The 18,268-nt window shown below is 70.1% G+C and carries 17 protein-coding genes; 8 read left to right on the forward strand and 9 right to left on the reverse strand.

Translation table 11 applies throughout. The features are described from left to right. Positions 1 to 23: 23 nt before the first annotated feature. Complete coding sequence (locus NRB56_RS16300; RefSeq protein ID WP_153342932.1) at positions 24 to 362, reverse strand: hypothetical protein; 339 nt, start codon at positions 360 to 362, stop codon at positions 24 to 26. Continuing rightward, on the reverse strand, positions 362 to 943 hold the full coding sequence (locus NRB56_RS38360) for a toll/interleukin-1 receptor domain-containing protein (protein WP_194290877.1): 582 nt from the start codon (positions 941 to 943) through the stop codon (positions 362 to 364). The genes NRB56_RS16300 and NRB56_RS38360 overlap by 1 nt, the downstream gene beginning before the upstream one ends. A gap of 225 nt (positions 944 to 1,168) precedes the next feature. Here NRB56_RS38360 and NRB56_RS16310 point away from each other — a divergent pair, with 225 nt between their 5' ends. Beyond that, on the forward strand, positions 1,169 to 3,040 hold the full coding sequence (locus NRB56_RS16310; RefSeq protein WP_194290878.1) for a TolB-like translocation protein: 1,872 nt from the start codon (positions 1,169 to 1,171) through the stop codon (positions 3,038 to 3,040). 25 nt (positions 3,041 to 3,065) lie between these two features. Here the strand turns inward: NRB56_RS16310 and NRB56_RS16315 are convergent, their stop codons facing one another. After that, positions 3,066 to 4,070: a TIGR03617 family F420-dependent LLM class oxidoreductase gene (locus NRB56_RS16315; protein WP_153342938.1), complete on the reverse strand. Its 1,005-nt coding sequence runs from the start codon at positions 4,068 to 4,070 to the stop codon at positions 3,066 to 3,068. A gap of 4 nt (positions 4,071 to 4,074) precedes the next feature. Next, a complete protein-coding gene (locus NRB56_RS16320) occupies positions 4,075 to 4,860 on the reverse strand; it encodes an SDR family NAD(P)-dependent oxidoreductase (protein ID WP_153342940.1) in 786 nt (261 codons plus the stop codon). Between the two features lie 169 nt (positions 4,861 to 5,029). On the opposite strand from NRB56_RS16320, the gene NRB56_RS16325 reads away from it, so the two are divergent. Next, entirely contained in the window at positions 5,030 to 5,830 is an 801-nt protein-coding gene (locus NRB56_RS16325; RefSeq protein WP_319943075.1) for an enoyl-CoA hydratase, read from the forward strand. Between the two features lie 39 nt (positions 5,831 to 5,869). Here the strand turns inward: NRB56_RS16325 and NRB56_RS16330 are convergent, their stop codons facing one another. The 4 genes from NRB56_RS16330 to NRB56_RS16345 form a co-directional block, all read right to left on the reverse strand. After that, entirely contained in the window at positions 5,870 to 7,426 is a 1,557-nt protein-coding gene (locus tag NRB56_RS16330) for an acyl-CoA synthetase (RefSeq protein WP_153342942.1), read from the reverse strand. Positions 7,427 to 7,654: 228 nt separating this feature from the next. Continuing rightward, positions 7,655 to 7,843: a ferredoxin gene (locus NRB56_RS16335; RefSeq protein ID WP_153342944.1), complete on the reverse strand. Its 189-nt coding sequence runs from the start codon at positions 7,841 to 7,843 to the stop codon at positions 7,655 to 7,657. Beyond that, a complete protein-coding gene (locus NRB56_RS16340; protein ID WP_319943076.1) occupies positions 7,840 to 9,156 on the reverse strand; it encodes a cytochrome P450 in 1,317 nt (438 codons plus the stop codon). The genes NRB56_RS16335 and NRB56_RS16340 overlap by 4 nt, the downstream gene beginning before the upstream one ends. A 146-nt stretch (positions 9,157 to 9,302) precedes the next feature. Next, positions 9,303 to 10,136: a TauD/TfdA dioxygenase family protein gene (locus tag NRB56_RS16345; protein ID WP_319943077.1), complete on the reverse strand. Its 834-nt coding sequence runs from the start codon at positions 10,134 to 10,136 to the stop codon at positions 9,303 to 9,305. Between the two features lie 82 nt (positions 10,137 to 10,218). Here NRB56_RS16345 and NRB56_RS16350 point away from each other — a divergent pair, with 82 nt between their 5' ends. The 6 genes from NRB56_RS16350 (at position 10,219) to NRB56_RS16380 (ending at position 17,483) form a co-directional block, all read left to right on the forward strand. Next, positions 10,219 to 10,875, forward strand: coding sequence for a TetR/AcrR family transcriptional regulator (locus NRB56_RS16350; RefSeq protein ID WP_227837769.1), 657 nt, complete (start codon positions 10,219 to 10,221; stop codon positions 10,873 to 10,875). Between the two features lie 126 nt (positions 10,876 to 11,001). Continuing rightward, on the forward strand, positions 11,002 to 12,546 hold the full coding sequence (locus NRB56_RS40495) for a TetR family transcriptional regulator (RefSeq protein WP_406603485.1): 1,545 nt from the start codon (positions 11,002 to 11,004) through the stop codon (positions 12,544 to 12,546). A gap of 549 nt (positions 12,547 to 13,095) precedes the next feature. After that, the gene (locus NRB56_RS16365) at positions 13,096 to 14,241 is read left to right on the forward strand and encodes an acyl-CoA dehydrogenase family protein (protein WP_153342946.1); all 1,146 of its coding nucleotides are present in this window, start codon (positions 13,096 to 13,098) and stop codon (positions 14,239 to 14,241) included. 79 nt (positions 14,242 to 14,320) lie between these two features. Continuing rightward, on the forward strand, positions 14,321 to 15,541 hold the full coding sequence (locus NRB56_RS16370) for an acyl-CoA dehydrogenase family protein (RefSeq protein ID WP_153342948.1): 1,221 nt from the start codon (positions 14,321 to 14,323) through the stop codon (positions 15,539 to 15,541). Between the two features lie 161 nt (positions 15,542 to 15,702). Continuing rightward, entirely contained in the window at positions 15,703 to 16,608 is a 906-nt protein-coding gene (locus tag NRB56_RS16375; RefSeq protein WP_153342950.1) for an LLM class F420-dependent oxidoreductase, read from the forward strand. A 5-nt stretch (positions 16,609 to 16,613) separates the two neighbouring features. Continuing rightward, positions 16,614 to 17,483: an SDR family NAD(P)-dependent oxidoreductase gene (locus tag NRB56_RS16380; protein WP_153342952.1), complete on the forward strand. Its 870-nt coding sequence runs from the start codon at positions 16,614 to 16,616 to the stop codon at positions 17,481 to 17,483. 94 nt (positions 17,484 to 17,577) lie between these two features. On the opposite strand, the gene NRB56_RS16385 is transcribed toward NRB56_RS16380, so the two are convergent. Continuing rightward, positions 17,578 to 18,246, reverse strand: coding sequence for a TetR/AcrR family transcriptional regulator (locus NRB56_RS16385; RefSeq protein WP_153342954.1), 669 nt, complete (start codon positions 18,244 to 18,246; stop codon positions 17,578 to 17,580). Positions 18,247 to 18,268 lie beyond the last annotated feature (22 nt).

Genomic DNA, 18,268 nt, shown 5'->3' on the forward strand with positions numbered 1-18,268 from the left:
TGTCCGGTCCGCTCGGATGCGGATCAGAACCAGCGCTGCCGGATGTCCCGGGCGCAGACGCGCGCCACGGCGACCGTCACGACCATCAGGACGAGGAAGATCGCGGCCCGGATCAGGTCGCCGTCCTGGTCGGCGCCGCCGGTGTAGGCGGACTGGCCGTAGACGAAGTACCCGGTGTCGGACAGCGACAGGATCGCCAGGGATACCCAGGCCCATCCGCGCCGGGGATGCGCCTGCGCCTGATTGATGCTCACGGTCTGGGTGCCGTTGTTGTTGGTGAAGACGTTGCTGCGGTTCTTCGCCTTGTTGACCTGCCGGTTCGGCGGCACCGGCGGCTGATGGGGTCCGCCCGGCTGCGCCATCACCGCCGCCCGCGGTGGTCGCGGCCGATCGAGATGTTCTGTGTCCCACCGTTGTTGGTGGCGGTGGTACTGCCGCGGTCGGCACGGTTGACCTGAGTGTGCCCGGCGGGCGGCGCGGTCCCGGGTTCGGGTTCCGGGAGCAGCCGGGCGATCAGGTCACCGATGTCCGAATCCATCGTCCGCTGCCGGATCCGCCAGTACTGCGAGCGGCCGAGGGTGCGGATGTCGGCGGGCAGTTCGGCCACGGCGGGCAACTCGGTGTCGTCCAGCAGCACCGGGATGACCGGGGTGGCGCGTTCGTAGGCCGTCCGGATCTCGTACCGCACCCAGTCCCGATCGTCGTCGAGGCGGCGTCTCCCGTGCTCGTCGGCGTCGAGCCAGTGCGGCCCGATCACCGCGACGAGCAGGTCGCACTGCTCGACCTCCCTGCGGATGCGCCGGGCGTAGCTGCTGCCCAGCTCGAGCGAGTCGTCGTCGCGGAACACGTTGTCACGACCGATGCGCTCTGCCATCCGCTTCGAGATCTCACGCACCGCGTAGGCACTGTCCGTGATGCGGTAGCTCAGAAATATCTTCGTCAACGGGGGATTCTCCTCGGGAGTCGATCGCCCGCGATTCGACGATCGGCCTCCAGGATGCGGCGTTCGATCCCCCGCGAACAGCGGTTGCCCGTTGTCTGCCCGAGTAGGCAACGGGCAACGGGGCCCGAGCGGGCTCGGCCCGGCACCTCGGTGGTGGCAGATAGATCGGTAGCGATGTATCGTTCCCGATGAAAAGTGTCCCTGTTCCCGGAAGGATCGGTGCCGATGCGCCACGGCAACTTCGCGCGAGTGATCTCGGCGCTGGCGGCGGTCGCGCTGCTGGCGGCCGGATGCGGCGGCGGTGACACACCGGCCGCGCACGCGCCGGACCCGGGCCGCGTCACCGTCACCGAACTCCCGGTGCCCCCGACCGCGCCCACGGCGGCGGCGGGATCCTGTACGGCACAGGTCAATCCGCATCGGACCGGATGTGTGGACCCGGGGTGGGGCGCGATCGGCTCGCCGGGCACGTATTGGGGTACGGGACGAGCGACCCTACTGGGGGTCACCTTCGCCGGGGCGCCGGCCGCGCCCGATCCGGCGAGTGTCTACCAGGGCCCGCAGGTGCTACTGGTGCGGACCGACGGGACCCTCTTCCCGAACGGCGACCCCTGGAAATGCCTCACCTGCGGTGTGCCCGCGGCGAATCGGCTCGGCGTGACCGATACGGCGTTCACGTACCCGCTCAACGGTTTCCACGACGGCAAGCGAGCACTGGCGGGCACCTCGATCCTGGACTGCGGTGACTATCAGGTGTTCGACGACCGCTGCACGCCGGAGCGATTGCACATCTACCCGATCCGCTGGAACGTGACGCCGGACGGTTCCGGGCCGGGCGGTGAGATCCGCGAGCTGCGGATGAACCCCGACGATGTCCACATCGGCTGGAACCACATGATTCTCGACAACGGCCGCTACGACGAACAGGCCTACATGGGCCGGTTGGTGTTCGATCCCGCGCCCGCCGCGGGCGAGCCGCGCGCGCCCCGCTACGACCTCACCGCCGTCACGACCCTGTTCTCCGCCGCACCGGAATATCAGCCGTACCAAGTGGTTCCGGGTCACCCGGACCAGCTGCGCTGGAATTCGGCGGGCATGATCGGCGAGTTCCGCGGCTGGTCCGCCGACGGCCGCGAGGCGCTCGGGATCCAGTCCTATCTGTCGGCGAGCGTCGACGCCTGGGCCACCGACAACACCACCGGCCGTTCCCGCCCGCTGACCGACCACGCGGAATACACCGATCCCATGGCCGTCTCGCCCGACGGCGAATGGACGGTGGCGCTGCAGGTCAACGGCTCGGACCGGTTGCACTTCCTCTCGGCGCTGCCGGGCGTGCCGCCGCTGATCGACCAGCTGGGCGCCACCGGCTACGTCTCGGGAATCCGCAACAACGGGCAACGCCGGTTCTTCGCGCCGTGGCTGGTGGATCGGGACGGCAAGCGGGCCAGGCAGATCAACGCCGACGGCGACCCGAATTGGAACGCCGCGGCGGATCCGGCGTGGCTCGCCGACGGCACCGGCGTGGTCTACGCCGAGAATCTGGTGACCGCACCCGCCTGCGGCGCCCCGAATCCGTTGCCCTGCCCCGCATCCGGCGAACCGGGCGGCCGGCACAGCCGGGTGATGCTGGCCCGCTTCGACGGCCTGGCGCCGAAATCCGTGACACCGGTTGCGCCGGTGCCCGATTCGGTGGACTGGGGCACGCCGTACCATCCCGGTGATCCGATGCCGGTCCGCCCGCAACTGCCCGCGGGCATCTACACGCTGCCCGGCAAGGCACACGGCTCGGCCCGCGCCGAGATCGCCGAGGACGCGGCGGGTGTGTCGATGTCGGTGTCCTACACCGATTTCAGCGACGACGGCGCGACGGTGGTAGACGGCACGGAGAGCATCCGCCGCCCCCGGTCCCTGCTCGGCGGGATCACCCTGCAGGAGAACCTGACGGTCTCCGGAGCCCACACGGGTACGAAGGTCACCAGCGAACCCGCGGGATTCACGCTCGCACCGACCGTGTTGGAGAACAACTTCCAGGCCACCGGCACGCTGACCACCACGCTCGATGGCCGGACCTACACCCAGCCGCAGAACGGCATGTGACCGCGCGGTGCCCGGATAGTTCGTTTCAGCAGGCGCGCAACCGGTGCACCAGTTCCGCGGTCTGCTCGGTGGTGAGCCCGGCCGGTGGATGGAAGGACAGGCGGGTCAGCAGGCCGCCGAATCGTTCCGCGACCCGGCCGGGTAGTTCGTCCAGCGGGGCGACGACGGCGAAGGCGTCCAGCATCTCGTCGGTGATCAGCGCCGGCATTTCCTGCCAGCGACCGGATTTCGACAGCGCGGTCAGTTCCTCGTTCACGCCGTCCCAGCCGTGCAGTTCGAAGATGCCGCGGTAGGACGGGGTGGAGGCGTAGAAGGCAATGCGCGCACGGGCTTTCGGGACACCCTCGGCGATCTGCCGTTCGGTGCCGGTGACGACGAACGGTGTCGCGAGGATGTCGAAACCGTCGAGATCGGCGCCCACCCGCGCGCGCCCGGCCCGCAGCGCGGGCAGCGTCCGCTCCCGGATCCAGCGGGCGGTGGTGAAGCCGTGGCACAGGAAGCCGTCGGCCACCTCCCCCGCCGCGCGGGTCATCGCCTCGCCGACCCCGGCCAGCAGGACCTTCGGCGGACCGTACTCGTGGTGCGGCGGAACGAAATCCGGCGGCATCAGGGTGTGCCGGTAGTACTCGCCCTGGAAATCCAGCGGGGTGCCCTCGGCCCACGCGGACCAGATCGCCCGCAGCGCCAGCACGTATTCCCGCAGCTGCGGCGCGGGCCGGCCCCACGGCATCCCGAACCGCCGCTGCACGTGCGCGCGCACCTGCGAGCCCAGCCCGAGGTGCAGGCGTCCGCGCGAATGCCGCTGCAGGTCGACCGCGGTGTAGGCGAGGGTCATCGGCGACCGCGCGAACGCCACCGCGATCGAGGTGCCGATATCGATGCGCTCGGTGACCTCCGCGGCGATCGTCAAGGGCAGGAACGGATCTCCGTTCAGCTCCCCGGCCCACAGGCCGTCGAAGCGCGCTGCCTCCACGTCCCGGGCACGGGCCGCGGCACCGGTGAGTCCGCCGAAGGTGGTATCTATCCGCATCGCGTCACACCGGTTCCAGGCCGTCCACCCGCAGCAGCGAGCCGGTGGTGTACGAGGAGGCGTCGCTGGCGAAATACAGTGCCGCGGTGACGATCTCGTCGGGATAGCCGAACCGTCCCAGGGGCGCGCCGGGCACCTCCGCGCCCGGCGTCGCCCAGCCCTTGGAGATGTCGGTGTAGAAGCCGCCGGGCGAGATGACGTTGAAGCGCACCTTCGGCGCGAACTCCTGGGCGAACGCCACACTGATCGCGTTCAGCGCGGCCTTCGATCCGGCGTACGGGCCGAAGTTCGGCGACGGCCGCAGTGCGCCGCTGCTGGAGATGCTGATCACCGATCCCCCGTCGCCGGCGGCCATCCGCTCCGCGATCAGCGCCGACAACCGGAACGGGCCCTTGAAGTTGACCGCGACCACCTTGTCGAAGAGGTCCTCGGCGGTCTGCGCCGACGACGGCGCCAGCGGCGACAGCCCGGCGTTGTTGACCAGGATGTCGACCTTGCCGAAATGCTCGTAGGCCCGGTCGGCCAGCGCGCCCAGATCGTCCCAGTGGCCGACGTGGCAGGCCACCGGCAGCGCCTTCCGGCCCAGCGCCTCGACCTCCGCCGCGACCGCCGCACAGGCCCCGAGTTTGCGGCTGGCGATCACCACGTCGGCGCCGGCCGCGGCCAGCCCGAGCACGATCGCGCGCCCGAGTCCCCGGCTGCCGCCGGTGACCAGCGCGACCTTGCCGGTCAGGTCGAACAGTCGAGCCGGGGTCCTGGTCACCTCCGGTCGCGCGTCGTCGTTCGCCATCGCTCCTCCTCACCGGGCCGCCGGTCGGCGTCCCGATCCGACGCTATGAGAATTTCACTCTTACCGTCAAGAATGAAATTCTGTCCACCGAACCGTCCGCGTCACCGCCGGGACGTGTGATAACAAGATTTGCGGAAATAAAGAATCTTACTCTCAGAGGAGGGTGGCCGTGCCCGAGTCCCTCGTCCTGGTCGATACCGCCGAGCGCATCGCGACGGTGACGCTCAACCGCCCTCAGGCCCGGAATGCGTTGAGCCGCGCGCTGTCCCAGCAGCTCTGGGACGCGGTGACCGCCGCGGACCGCGATCCCGAGGTGGACGTGGTGATCCTGACCGGCGCCGATCCGGCGTTCTGCGCGGGTGTCGACCTCGCCGAGGCGGCCGCCGGGCTGCCGCCGCAGCCGCCGCGCCCCGCCGGCACCGGTCCGGAGCGCACGAGCAACGGCCTCTACCGCTTCCTGCCGGTCACCGAGAAGCCGATCATCGCCGCGATCAACGGCCCGGCCGTCACCGGCGGGCTGGAGGTCGCGTTGCAGTGCACCTTCCTGGTGGCCTCCGAACGGGCCCGGTTCGCCGACACCCACGCGCGGGTCGGCGTCATGCCCGGCGGCGGGGTGACCGTGCTGCTGGCCCGCACCGTCGGCCTGCGCCGCGCCGTCGAGATGTCGCTGACCGGCAACTTCCTCACCGCTGACGAGGCGCTGCGGCTCGGCCTGGTGAATCATGTGGTGCCCCATGAGGATCTGCTCCCGTTCGCCCGGCGGCTGGCCGCCGACATCGCGGGCAACGACGGCACCGCCGTCCGGCTGCTGCTGCGGCACTATCGCCGTCTGGCCAACACCGCCACGCTCGACGAGGCGCATCTGCTGGAGGGCATCCTCGCCGAAACCTGGGCTCCCGGCATCGGTCTCGTCGCCGAGCGACGGGCGGCGGTGACCGCGCGCGGCCGCGACCAGACCGGCCGCGGCTGACCCGAGCGCAGTCGCGACCGGCCGGCTCCCCGGGCAGGCTCAGATCACCAGCGAGTCGTGTCCCTCCCAATACTGTTCGCGCAGACGGCGTTTGTACAGCTTTCCGCTGGGATCGCGCGGCAGTTCGGCGACGAAGTCGACCGACCGCGGGCACTTGTAGGCGGCCAGTTCGGACCGGCAGAACGTGATGAGCTCGGCCGCGACCTCCGAACTCGCGGAATCCGGATCCATCAGCTGTACAACGGCTTTCACCTGCTCGCCCATCTCCGGATCGGGCACGCCGATGACCGCGACGTCGGCGACGGCCGGATGTCCGGCCAGCAGATTCTCCGTCTCCTGCGGATAGATGTTCACGCCACCGGAAATGATCATGTGGGCCTGGCGGTCGGTCAGGTACAGATAGCCGTCCGCGTCGAGATAGCCCATGTCGCCGAGGGTGCGCCAGCCCTTCGGATGCGCCGCGGCGGCGGTTTTCGCCGGATCGTGGTGATACTCGAACGGCCGCCCGCCGTGGAAGTAGACGACGCCCACCTCGCCGGTGCCCAGCTCCGCGCCGTCCTCGCCGACGATGTGGCACTCCTGCATCGGCCGCCCGACCGAACCCGGATGGGCCAGCCATTCCGCGGCGGTGATCTGGGTGTGCCCGACATCCTCGGTGCCCGAATAGTATTCGCTGATCTTCGGGCCCCACCAGTCCATCATCTGCCGCTTGACCGCCACCGGGCACGGCGCCGCGGAGTGGGTCACGTCGACCAGGCTGGAGATGTCGTAGCGGTCGCGCACCTCCGGCGGCAGCTTCAGCAGCCGGATGAACATGGTCGGCACCACCTGGGCGTGCGTCACCCGGTACTGCTCGATCAGCTCCAGGAACCGTTCCGGTTCGAAGCGTTCCATCACGATCACCGTGCCGCCGATGCGCTGCCAGGACATCGAGAACACCAGCGGCGCACCGTGATACAGCGGCGCCGGGGACAGGTACACCGCGCCCTCGGCGGCGCCGGTGATGGCCAGCCCGCGCGCGATCTGCACCGGGCCCGCGCTCGGATCGCCCAGCGGGGTCGCGGGCAGCGGTTTGCGAATCCCCTTGGGCCGCCCCGTCGTTCCCGACGAATAGAGCATCTCCCGGCCCTCGCACTCGCCGTCGAGCGGCCCGCCGGGCTGCTCGGCGAGCAGATCCTCGTACCGTTCGAAACCGTCGAGGTCGCCGGCCGCGGTCACCCGCACGCGCAGCTTCGACAGGTCAAGGCCCACGATCACATCGGCCATCGACTCGCTGGTGATCAGCGCGGTGGCCCCGCAGTCGTCGAGGATGTACTGCACCTCCCCGGCCCGCAGGTGCCGGTTCACCGCCGTGTAGTAGAGCCCCGAACGCTGTGCCGCCCAGGTGATCTCGAGAAACGCGCGGTTGTTCTCCATCAGTATCGCGATATGGTCGCCGACGGTCAGCCCGCGCGCCCGCAGCGCCTGCGCGAAGCGCACCGAGCGGTCCTCGAGCCGGGCGTAGGTGACCGTCTCGCCACCGAAACCCATGACGATGGCGAGGCGATCCGGATCCTTCTCCGCGAACCGGCCCGGCGTCAGATCCGCGGCACTCATCGCACCGCTCCCGCCCGAGTCATCGCAGAATGACACTGTACGTTCAAGAGAACTTTATTCTTGCCCACCTGAACGATGCTCCCACCGCGGGCGGCGACGCGGAGCGAAACGGGCAACTTCCCACCGCCGCCACAGCGCCCGCCGGGATCTGTCCGGATACACGAAAGCCACTGCGGTACAAGCATTCTCGCTTGTCGTACCGCAGTGGCTCGTGGGGCGCCGCAGCGCTCAGCTCAGGTCGATCGCACGCTCCGGGCAGGCGTCGGCGGCATTGCGCGCCGCCGCCTCGAGCTCGGCCGGCACGGCCGGTTCGGGCACCTCGGCATACCCGTCGGGGCTCAGTACGAACACCTCAGGGCAGATCGTCGTGCAGACGCCGTGTCCACGGCAGCGATCCCAATCAACGGAAGCCTTCATCGGGCCGGTACCTCCACCAGGTCGAATTCCATGTGCAAAGACATCAGGCCGCGCAGGATGAACGTCGGCAGATAGTCGAACCGCCGCGCGCCGGCCGGCCCGTGGACCGACTCGACGATGCGGAAACCGGTGGTGCGATCGAGGATTCGCTCCAGCGCCACCCGGGCCTCGGCGCGCGCCAGCGGGGCGCCCGGGCAGGTGTGCGGCCCGCGGCCGAAGGCGATGTGCGAGCGGGCATTCGAGCGGGCCGCGTCGAACCGGGACGGATCCTCGAACTTGCGCGGGTCGCGGTTGGCGGCACCGTTGCTCACCATCAGGATGGTGCCGGACGGCAGATCCACGCCGCCGACCGTGGTCGGCACCTTCGACAACCGGAAGTCACCCTTGACCGGGCTCTCGGTGCGCAGCACCTCCTCCAGGAAGTTGCCGATCCGGCTGCGGTCCGCGCGCAGCCACGTCTCCAGTTCCGGGTCGTCGGCGAGCAGCTTCAGCGCGTTGCTCACCAGCCGGACCGTGGTCTCCTGACCGGCCGAGAACAGGTTCACGGCGACCCGGACCACGTCCAGCACGGTCGGCTCCGAGCCGTCCGGGAAAGTCGCGGTGGCCATGCTGGTCAGCACGTCACCGGTCGGTTCGCGGCGACGGTCCTCGACGTAGGCGGAGAACTTGCCGTAGAGGAACTCGATCGGGTTGTGCGCCATCTCCTCGCCCTCGGTGCTGCCGAGGCCACCGCCGCCCTCGTGGCCACCGCGCTGCAACGCGTTCAGGAACTCCTCCTGATCGGCCTCGGGCACGCCCAGCAGGTCGGCGATCACGTAGAGGGTGAACGGGCCGATGAAGTCGGCGATGACGTCACCGGATACGACCCCGTCCGCGCCGGGCGTCAGGAAGGTGTCGAGGACGCGGTCGGCGATCGACCACATCGCGTCCTCGTTCTCCTTCAACCGCTTCGGGGTGATCAGTCGCATGAGCAGCGCCCGATGGTCGGTGTGCACCGGCGGATCGAGGCAGGGCAGCTGATCGGACAGCGGCAGGCCGTCCCGGTACTGCTCGATGATCTCGGCCACGTCGTCGCGGCCCTCCACCGGCACCGGCAGGCCCGGGAACGGGCCGGTCACCGAGAGGCACGACGAGAAGTTCTCGACGTCGTTGAGCACCTCGAGCGCCTCGTCGTAGCCGGTCACCATGGCGACGTTGTGGTGCGGCTCGCGGGTGACCGGGCACCGCGCGCGCAACGCGTCGAGATACGGGTACGGATCCGTGACCAGTCCGCTGTCGGTGAAATAGTTCAGCGACTCGATGTCGTCCGCCACTCGACTCCCTTTCACACCGCGGCCGGCGATATTGCCGTTCTGCCCGCGATGCCTTCTGTTGGCCTCCGAGCGAGAATGCCACTCTCGATATCAGACGTGCCGATTCTCACAGTTGCGGGCGGAGGCGTCAACCTCGGTGGCCGTCGTCAGGCCACGGCCTCCTCGCCGACCAGCGTGGTCCGGTGCATCAACCGGCTCGAGCCCGCGTCGTACGGCTGCGCCCGGTGCAACATACCGGTGTTGTCCCAGACCACCAGATCGCCCGGCTTCCACTGGTGCCGCAGCGAGAACCGGGGCTGACCGGACCAGTCCAGCAGCCGGTCCAGCAGCGCCCGGCTCTCCTCCTCGGACCAGCCGACGATCGACGCCGCGGTCGCGCCGATCAGCAGCGACTTGCGGCCGTTGGCCCGGGTCCACACCAGCGGATGCACCCGGGTGGGCACCCGGTCCCAGGCGGCGCGCTGTTTCGCGGTCGGTTCCGGATTGGCCAGCTCCTGCGAGTGCGCGAAACTGTGCACCACCCGCAGGTCGTCGATCTCGGCCTTCTCCGCCTCGGACAGGGCCTCGTAGGCGGCGAAGGTGTTGGCGAACTCGGTATCGCCGCCGTCGTCGGCGACCACCTTCGCGGTCAGCAGCGTGGCCTGCTGCGGCACCTCGTCGGTCGCGCCGTCGATGTGCCAGAAGAAGGTGCCTTCCCGATAGGCGGCCAGCACACTCTTCGACGGGTCGCGGGTGACGGCCTGAACCTCCGGGAACTCCTTCTCGCCGCCGAAGGGTGCCACCACCACCTCGCCGAGATGGCGGCTCAGCGCGACCAGTTCGGCGTCGGTGATGTGCGCCTCGCGGTAGACGACGACGCCGTAGCGGTCCAGGGCGGTGCGCAGTTGGCCGGCGGCCTCGGCGCCGACGAGGTCGGCGCCGGTCATCCCGGTGACCTCGAGCCCGATGTGGTCGCTGATTTCGGTGGTGGTGACGGTCACGGCGGACCCCTTCGATCCGGCAGCATCCCGGGGCCGGCCGCCCCGCGGGTGCTGAACTGGTGCTCAAACAATTGGCGTGCTTATGCTTAACACCGTGAGCGAAGAGAGGTCAAGGGGCCGCCGGACCGGGACGGCGCGCGCCGGCCGGCGCGTCGGGGCCGAGGATTCCGCCACCCGGCTGGCGATCCTCGACGCGACGGCGAAGATCATGCGCGAGGAGGGCAGCGCCGCCGCCACCTCCCGGCGCGTCGCGGCCGTCGCGGGGGTGAAGCCGCCGCTGGTGCACTACTACTTCCCGACCATGGACGACCTGTATCTCGCGGTGTTCCGCCGCGGCGCGGAGGCCCATGTCGAGCGGCAGCGCCGGGCGATCTTCTCCGATCGCCCGCTGCGCGCGCTGTGGGATCTCAGCCGCGAACCGCACGGCACCCGGCTGCAACTGGAGTTCATGGCGCTGGCGAACCAGCGGCCGGCCATCCGCGCCGAACTCGCCGCCTACACCGATCGGTTCCGGGAGATCCAGGTGACGGCCCTGACCTTCATCGCCCGCGAGCGCGGCCTGGACCTTGGCGAATTTCCCCCGGTGGTGGTGTCGCTGCTGATCGCGAGCCTGTCCGGGGCACTGGCCACCGAGAGCGCGCTGGGCGTCCATCGCGGGCACGAGGAACTGCTCGCCTTCGTCGAGGGCCACCTGGACCGTTTCGAGGCCGACACCGCGGGCCGGTCGGCCGCCGGCTGAGGCCGGGCCTCCGTGCGGCATATTTTTGAGCGTGCGCTCAGCACACCGGTGGCGGCGGTCCGGCGCCCGAAACTATACGATGAGGTCTAGTTTCGGCCCGCGGCCCGACCTGGCAGACTGCACCGCATGACGCCGAGCCGCACCACACCCGCCTCCGGCGACAACGCCGATTCCCGCGCCCGGCGCGGCGGACGGCCGACGCGGGCCCAGGCGACCCAGCTCGATCGCACCCTGCGCCGGGCAGCGCTGCAACTGTTCCTGGACCAGGGCTACGACGGCACCTCGATGGACGCGATCGCCCGCGCGGCCGGCACCACCAAGGCCTCGCTCTACACCCGCTTCCCGAGCAAGGAGGCGATGTTCCGCTCGGTGCTGGAATGGGCCGTCCAGCGCGCCGACCGCCCGTCCCCGGCCCGCTCGGACTCCGGCGATCTCACCGCCGCCCTGACCGAGATCGCCACCGCCGCCTGGGATCGCGCCGTGCACCCCGACCTGATCAAGCTCCGCCGGATCGCCGCCGCGCAAGCGGAACGCCACCCGGACCTGGCCCGGCAGGCCACCTCGTGGCCCTCGCCGAATCCGGTCGCCGAACTGCTGCGGCAGCACGCCCGCACCGGGGCGATCGTCGCCGACGACCCGGACCTGCTGGCCGAGCACTTCCTCGCCATGGTCACCGCGCCCGCCTGGTCCACGGTCTTCGGCCACCCCCACCCCGGCGCCGCGGACGCCGAACGGACCATCGACAGCGCGGTGCGGCTGTTGATCCGGAGCCTGCGCCCCGGGACGATGACATCGCCCGGCGCGCAAGCCCGGGACACCGCGACGACCCGATCCCCCGAGCCGGAGCACGACGCCGCCGATGAGGCGGCCTCGTCGACCACGACCGCGACCGAGGCGATCGCCACCGGATCGGATTTCGCTGGGGCAGGCGGCCTCTCACCCGCCGAGACCGATGGCGCCACGGCCGGCCGGGTTACTTCCGCGGCGGCGAGAGAACCTTCGTCGACCGGTGCGTTCGACCAGGCGTCCCCGCCGCTGCGGGCCACGACTTCCGCACCGGCGCAATCCCTTCCGCCGGACATCGATCCGATGCCGCGCCGCCGCAACGGGAACGGCGAGCCGAGCGCTCGCGATCAGCTGCTCAACGCCACCGCCCAGGTCATGGTCACCGAGGGCTACGCGGCGGCGACCTCGCGGCGCGTCGCCGCCGTCGCAGGCGTGAAACCGGCCCTGGTGCACTACTACTTCCCCACCATGGACGATCTGTTCCTGGCGGTGTTCCGGCGCGGCGCCCAGCGGCATCTGGACCGAGAGCGGCATGCCCTCGACACCGGCCGGGCGCGCTCGATGTGGGATTTGCACAACGCCAATCGCGATACCGCCCTCGTTCTGGAGTTCTTCGCGCTGGCCAACCACCGCAAGGAGATTCGCACCGAACTGGCCCTCTACACCGAGATCTCCCGCGAGAATCAGCGCACCGCCCTGAGCCGGCTCCTGCCCCACAGCCTGCGCCCCGCCACCATGTCACCGCCCGTGCTGGGCTTCATCCTGGCCGCCGTCACCCGTCTGCTGGTCTCGGAACATATGCTCGGTATCACCGCTGGTCACGCCGACACCATCGCGTACTTCACCGCCCAGCTCGCCGACCCGCTCCGCAACCCTTCGCCTTGATACCCCGTTCGCGGGGCGACAGCATCGCGGCTCGGTCGGTCGATTCACCACCAGCCCAATCACTTTCACCGCGCCGGTCCGGCCACGCCCATGCCCCGGCGACGATGCCCGCCGCGTGGCAGGCGACCGGGATACTGACAGGCAACTGTCGACAGCGGCTGCGAGTTCGTGACGACCGGGCCCGGCCGACACACGGTGGCCGGTGCACCGCAACCGGCACTCGGCCGCGAGGTCTTGCGCGATCCTGGCCGCCGAGCGGTGACCGGACATCGAAATCACCGGTGGCCTGCGGTGCCTTCCGCCACCGTCGCCCGGTGTCGCGCGCTCGGTGGTTTCGAGTCCGGATCCGCGGCGTCTCCGACCGGACCGGATTCCGTGACCGGCACGGAGGTCCCCGCAGGCCGTGCACGCTGGGCCGTCGCCGTGAGCACCGGCCGCCGACGGGGGTGCGCACCCGGCCGTCTTGACCGGGTCGGCGACCGGGTGTTAGACATGTGCCATCTTTGTTTGGGCAATTGCTCAGGGCGTCTTCCGGAGGGCCGGACCATCATGACTTTCGAGCTGACCGCGGATCAGCGGTTGTTCCAGTCGACCACGCGGGAGTTTCTCGCCGACACCATGTCGATCGCGGCGGTGCGCGCGGCCGGGGAGACCGAGGCCGGCTTCGATCGCGACTGGTGGCGGCAGGCCGCGGAGCTGGGCTGGACGGCGATGCTGGTGCCGGAGGAATGGGGCGGCGGGTCCGTCTCGGGGCGGCCGCTGACCGAATTGTCACTGGTCGCCGAGGAATTGGGGCGCAGCTGCGCACCCGGACCGCTGGTCACCACGAGTGCCGTACTGGCCGGGCTGGCGGCCGCCGGCGAGCGGTTCGCGGAGGTGACCGGCGAGGTCGTCGCCGGTGAGCGGATCGCGGTGTGGGCGGTGTACGAGCCCGGCCACGGACTCGAATTCCCGCGCGGCGCGAGTGTGCCGAATGTCGGCGCCCGGCTGACCGCCGACGGCGACGGTTATCGGCTCAGCGGGCTCAAGGACCGGGTGGAGGCGGCCGGGCAGGCCGATCTGTTCCTGGTGACCGCGACCGGTCCGGACGGACCGGTGCAGGTGCTCGTGCCCGCCGACGCGCCGGGCGTGACGGTGACGCCGACCTGGACGCTGGATCTGGTGCGCCGCACCGGTGAAGTGCGGTTCGACGAGGTCGCGGTGCCCGCCGACGCGGTGGTGCACACCGGCGCCGGCGCCGCGGCCGCGCTGGAGACCGAGATCCAGGTGGCGGCGGTGCTGACCGCCGCGGAGACCGTCGGCGCCACCGATCGCGCCTTCGACGCCACCGTCGGCTGGATGTTCGACCGCTACACCTTCGGCCGGCCGCTGGCGTCCTATCAGGCGCTGAAGCATCGGATGGCCGACAACAAGACCTGGCTGGAGGCCTGCCGCGCCACCGCCGCGGCGGCCGCCGAGACCTACGACGACGATCCGGCGAGCGCCGCCGAGGTGGTCAGCGTCGCGAAATCCTATGTGGGCGCGAAGGCTTCGGTGATCGCGCAGGACTGCGTGCAGATCCACGGCGGCATCGGCGTCACCTGGGAGCACGACCTGCACCTGTACCTGCGCCGGATCACGCTGGGCCGCGCCCTGTACGGCACGCCCGAGGAGCACCGCCGCCGCATCACCGACCTGATCACCGCCGCGGCCTGATGCCGGGCCCGCACCGGCGCACCGAAACCGCTGCGCCGCAACCACATTCCCGCCGATCGAGAAAGGCCGGTGTGCCGGCATGACCGAACTGGAATCCGTCGCCGAGTTCCGCGACCGCGCCCGCCGCTGGCTGAAGGACAATCTGCCCGCCGCCACCGGCCGCTACTCCGGCCCGGAGAACGACGACATCTGGGACCGATCCCGGCAACTGCAGCGCATCCTCTCCGACGGCGGCTTCGCGGGCATCTGCTATCCGAAGGAGTACGGCGGCCAGGGGCTGACCACCGCGCATCAGCGGGCGTTCACCGAGGAATCCTTCGAGTACGAGATGCCGTTGGTGTTCAACATCCCGACGCTGTCCATCTGTGCCCCGACGATCCTCGATCTCGGCACCGAGGAGCAGAAGCGCACGCATCTGACCGCGGTGCTGCGCGGCGAGGAGCTGCTGGTGCAGTTCCTGTCCGAACCGCGCGGCGGCTCCGATCTGGCCGGCCTCACCACCCGCGCCGACCGCGACGGCGACGAGTGGGTGCTCAACGGCTCCAAGATCTGGAGTTCGGGCGCCTACGCGGCCGACTACGGGATCTGCCTGGCCCGCACCAACTGGGACGTGCCGAAGCACGAGGGCCTCACGCTGTTCCTGGTGCCGGTGCACGCGCCCGGCGTCACCATCCAGCGGATCAAGCAGGTCACCGGCAGCACCGAGTTCTGCCAGGAGTTCTTCGACGACGTCCGGCTGCCCGCGGACTCCGTGCTCGGCGAGGTGAACGGCGGCTGGGCGGCGGCGTCGCGGCTGCTGTTCCACGAGCGTTCCGCGATGGGCGGCACCTCGCCGTACATGAGCGGCTCCCGGCCGCGGCTGTCGGTCGACCTCAGTGAACTGGTCGAGCTGGCCCGCTCGGTGGGGCGGCTCGACGATCCCGCGGTGCGGGAGGACATCGGCGAGGCCCGCGCGATGTTCCGGGTCCGGGACCAGCTGGTCGCGCGGGTGTCGCGGCAGCTGGCCAGCGGTGAACTGCCGCCGCCGGCCAGCTCGATCGTGCGGCTGTTCAGCGCCGAGAACGCGCAGTTGCAGATCGACAAGGCGATCCGGATCGCCGGCGCGTCGGCGGCCACCGCCGCGCCCGACGGCACCGGGCGGCAGCTCGGCATCGACTACCTGTTCCGCAATTCCTGGAGCCTGGCCGGCGGCAGCGCCGAGATGTCGCGCAACGTGATCAGCGAGCGGCTGCTGGGCATGCCGCGCGAATTCGCCGCCGACCGTGGCGTGCCGTTCAACCAGGTCAAGCACGGCCGTTAGCGGGCGATCCGGGCCTCTCGCCGGAACCGCACGGTTGGCGAGAGGCTTGTTCTCCATTCGAAAGAATGGTAGATGCAATAGAGGCTAAACAACGTTCTCGCCCAGGCGTGACGCCCGCCCATCGGACCGGCGCGGCCCCGGCATCGAGCAATGAGGTGACGATGCGTTTCTTCTTCCATTACCCCGAGACCGCCGGGTACGAGGGCGATGTACTGGATGCCGGTCCGCTGCGCGACGTGGCGGTCGCGGTGGAGCGCGCCGGGTTCGACGGTTTCTCGCTCAGCGAGCATCCCATCCCGGGCGCGCGCTGGCTGGCCAGTGGGGGGCATCAGACCCTCGACCCGTTCGTGTCGCTGGGCTTCGTGGCCGCCGCGACCGAACGGCTGAAGCTGCTCACCTATCTGGCCGTGGCGCCCTACCGCAACCCGTTCCTGCTCGCGAAATCCGCTGCGACACTGGACAAGTTGTCCGGCGGCCGCGCGATCGTCGGCATCGGCACCGGCTATCAGAAGAGCGAATTCCACGCGCTGGGAGTCGATTTCGACGAACGCAACGCGCTGTTCGAGGAAGCGCTGGACGTGCTGCCCCTGCACTGGAGCGGTGAGCCGTTCAGCTACCAGGGCCGGCACTTCAGCGCCCGCGACGTGGTGGCCCGGCCGAAGCCGGTGCAGAACCCCATCCCGATCTGGATCGGCGGCAACTCGAAGCTGACCCAGCGCCGGGTCGGTCAGCGCGCCCAGGGCTGGATCCCGATGAGCGGCGGCGGCGAACTGAACTCCACCGCCCGCACCCCGGAACTCGGCGACTTCGACGAACTGGCCGGGAAGATCGCCGACATCCGTTCCGCCGCAAAGGAAGCCGGGCGCACCGAGCACATCGACGTGGTCTACTCCTACAACGACACGACCATCCTGAACCCGACCGCGGACGCCGACCGGCACCGCGAGATGCTGGCCCATCTGGAGAAGATCGGGATCGACTGGGTCACCGTGTCCAGCCGCACCAGCGAGGCGTCCGCGACCTTCGATTTCATCGAGGGTTTCGGCGCCACCTACCTGAAGGGCTGACGGCGATGGGATGGTTCGAGGAACGCGGCGGGCTCGACGGCACGGTCGCCGTGATCACCGGCGGCGCAGGCGGTCTCGGTCAGGCGATCGTCACGGATCTGGCCGCCAACGGGGTCCGCACCGCGGTCCTCGACATCGACGGCGAGGCGATCGAGCAGTTGCGCGCGAGGCTCGCCGAGGACGGTCACGACGCCCTCCTGATCCAGGGCGACGTCCGCGACCCCGACACCCTGAGCGGCCTGTTCACCGCGGTCGACGAACGCTGGGGCCGGCTGGACACGTTGGTGAACGTGGTCGGCGGCACCTTCCGCGCGTCGTTCACCGACACCAGCCCGAACGCCTGGAACGCCCTGCTGCGGATCAACCTGCTGCACGTGTTCCAGGCGTGTTCACTGGCCGTCCCCCGGATGCGCGCCGGCGGCCGCGGCGGCAGCATCGTCAACATCACGACGATCGAAGCACACCGTGCCGCACCGGGTTACGCGGTCTACTCGGCGGCCAAGGCCGCCGTGGAACAGTTCTCGCGCACCCTGGCCGTGGAGGTGGCCCCCGACAACATCCGGATCAACAACGTGGCACCGGATTTCGTCCCCACCCCGAACATGGACAAGATGGCCGGCGGCAACGGCCACTCCGGCGACCGGGCGATGTACGACCCCGAGGGCGTCGCGGTGGCCATCCCGATGGCCCGCCCCGGCCAGGTCACCGACATCTCGAACTGCGTGGTATTCCTCGCCTCCCGCCTGTCCACCTACCTCACCGGCACCACCCTCCACCCCGACGGCGGCACCTACGCCTCCGCCGGCTGGTTCAACTGGCCCGGCGACGGCTGGGCCAACCACGCCCCCCTCCACCTGATCCGCGGGGAGCGCTAGCGGGACCGGTCCGGCCCTGTCGCATCGAAAGCAGCGTCACCGCAGCGTGTTCGACGCGACAGGCGCCGAGCGGTTCGAGGCCGTCGCGGAGAGTTCAGTGCGGCAGCGGCCAGGACAGGCCGGGATGTGTGTCGAGGTCGGCGATCGCGGCGATCGCCGCCGGTGAGGCGGGGGCGGTGAGGAAGCCGACGAGGCCGTCCAGGACGTCGCGGACGTGCACTTCGAAGGGCAGGACGGGGCGGCCCGCGGCGGCGGCCTGTTCGTTCAGCGCGGCGGCGTGCACGGCGAAGGACAGGGCCTGGGCGACGCGGTGGGTGCGCAGGGGTTCCGGCAGGTCGGGGAGCAGGGCCCGTACGCGGTCCCGGAATTTCTCGTTCTCGTCGCGGTATTGCGTGGAGACGCGGTCGAAGACGTCGCTGTGACCGTGTTGCTGGAGCATCGCGATGAAACTCAGGTAATTGCTGCCCACCTCGGCGCCCTGTTCGAGGATGGGCAGTACGTGGCATTCGATGAGTGCCGCCAGATCCTCGGGGCGGCGTTCGGCGGTCAATTCCGCGCGGCGTTCCCGTAGTCGCGGCTCGCGATATCCGAATATCGCCTGGATCAATTGATCCTTGGAGCCGAAATGGTATTGCACCGCGGAATTGTTGGCGTTTCCGGCGGCGGCGCCGATCTGCCGCAGGGAGACTCCCTCGATCCCGTGCCGGGCGTAGAGCCGTTCGGCCGCGACGATGATCGCCTCCCGGGCCGGAAGCACGGCCATCTCCCTGTCCCCTCCTCCGCGA

The sequence above is a fragment of the Nocardia aurantia genome, assembly GCF_009604425.1.
In the GTDB taxonomy this organism is placed as follows: Bacteria; Actinomycetota; Actinomycetes; order Mycobacteriales; family Mycobacteriaceae; genus Nocardia; species Nocardia aurantia.

What these genes read in the sequence shown, in the direction of transcription:
- NRB56_RS16375 (WP_153342950.1), top strand. Translation starts at nt 15,703, where the DNA reads ATGCGTTTCTTCTTCCATTACCCCGAGACCGCCGGGTACGAGGGCGAT.
- NRB56_RS16350 (WP_227837769.1), top strand. Translation starts at nt 10,219, where the DNA reads ATGCTTAACACCGTGAGCGAAGAGAGGTCAAGGGGCCGCCGGACCGGG.
- NRB56_RS16310 (WP_194290878.1), top strand. Translation starts at nt 1,169, where the DNA reads ATGCGCCACGGCAACTTCGCGCGAGTGATCTCGGCGCTGGCGGCGGTC.
- NRB56_RS16385 (WP_153342954.1), bottom strand. Translation starts at nt 18,246, where the DNA reads ATGGCCGTGCTTCCGGCCCGGGAGGCGATCATCGTCGCGGCCGAACGG.
- NRB56_RS16300 (WP_153342932.1), bottom strand. Translation starts at nt 362, where the DNA reads ATGGCGCAGCCGGGCGGACCCCATCAGCCGCCGGTGCCGCCGAACCGG.
- NRB56_RS16315 (WP_153342938.1), bottom strand. Translation starts at nt 4,070, where the DNA reads ATGCGGATAGATACCACCTTCGGCGGACTCACCGGTGCCGCGGCCCGT.
- NRB56_RS16320 (WP_153342940.1), bottom strand. Translation starts at nt 4,860, where the DNA reads ATGGCGAACGACGACGCGCGACCGGAGGTGACCAGGACCCCGGCTCGA.
- NRB56_RS16370 (WP_153342948.1), top strand. Translation starts at nt 14,321, where the DNA reads ATGACCGAACTGGAATCCGTCGCCGAGTTCCGCGACCGCGCCCGCCGC.
- NRB56_RS16330 (WP_153342942.1), bottom strand. Translation starts at nt 7,426, where the DNA reads ATGAGTGCCGCGGATCTGACGCCGGGCCGGTTCGCGGAGAAGGATCCG.
- NRB56_RS16335 (WP_153342944.1), bottom strand. Translation starts at nt 7,843, where the DNA reads ATGAAGGCTTCCGTTGATTGGGATCGCTGCCGTGGACACGGCGTCTGC.
- NRB56_RS40495 (WP_406603485.1), top strand. Translation starts at nt 11,002, where the DNA reads ATGACGCCGAGCCGCACCACACCCGCCTCCGGCGACAACGCCGATTCC.
- NRB56_RS16380 (WP_153342952.1), top strand. Translation starts at nt 16,614, where the DNA reads ATGGGATGGTTCGAGGAACGCGGCGGGCTCGACGGCACGGTCGCCGTG.
- NRB56_RS16365 (WP_153342946.1), top strand. Translation starts at nt 13,096, where the DNA reads ATGACTTTCGAGCTGACCGCGGATCAGCGGTTGTTCCAGTCGACCACG.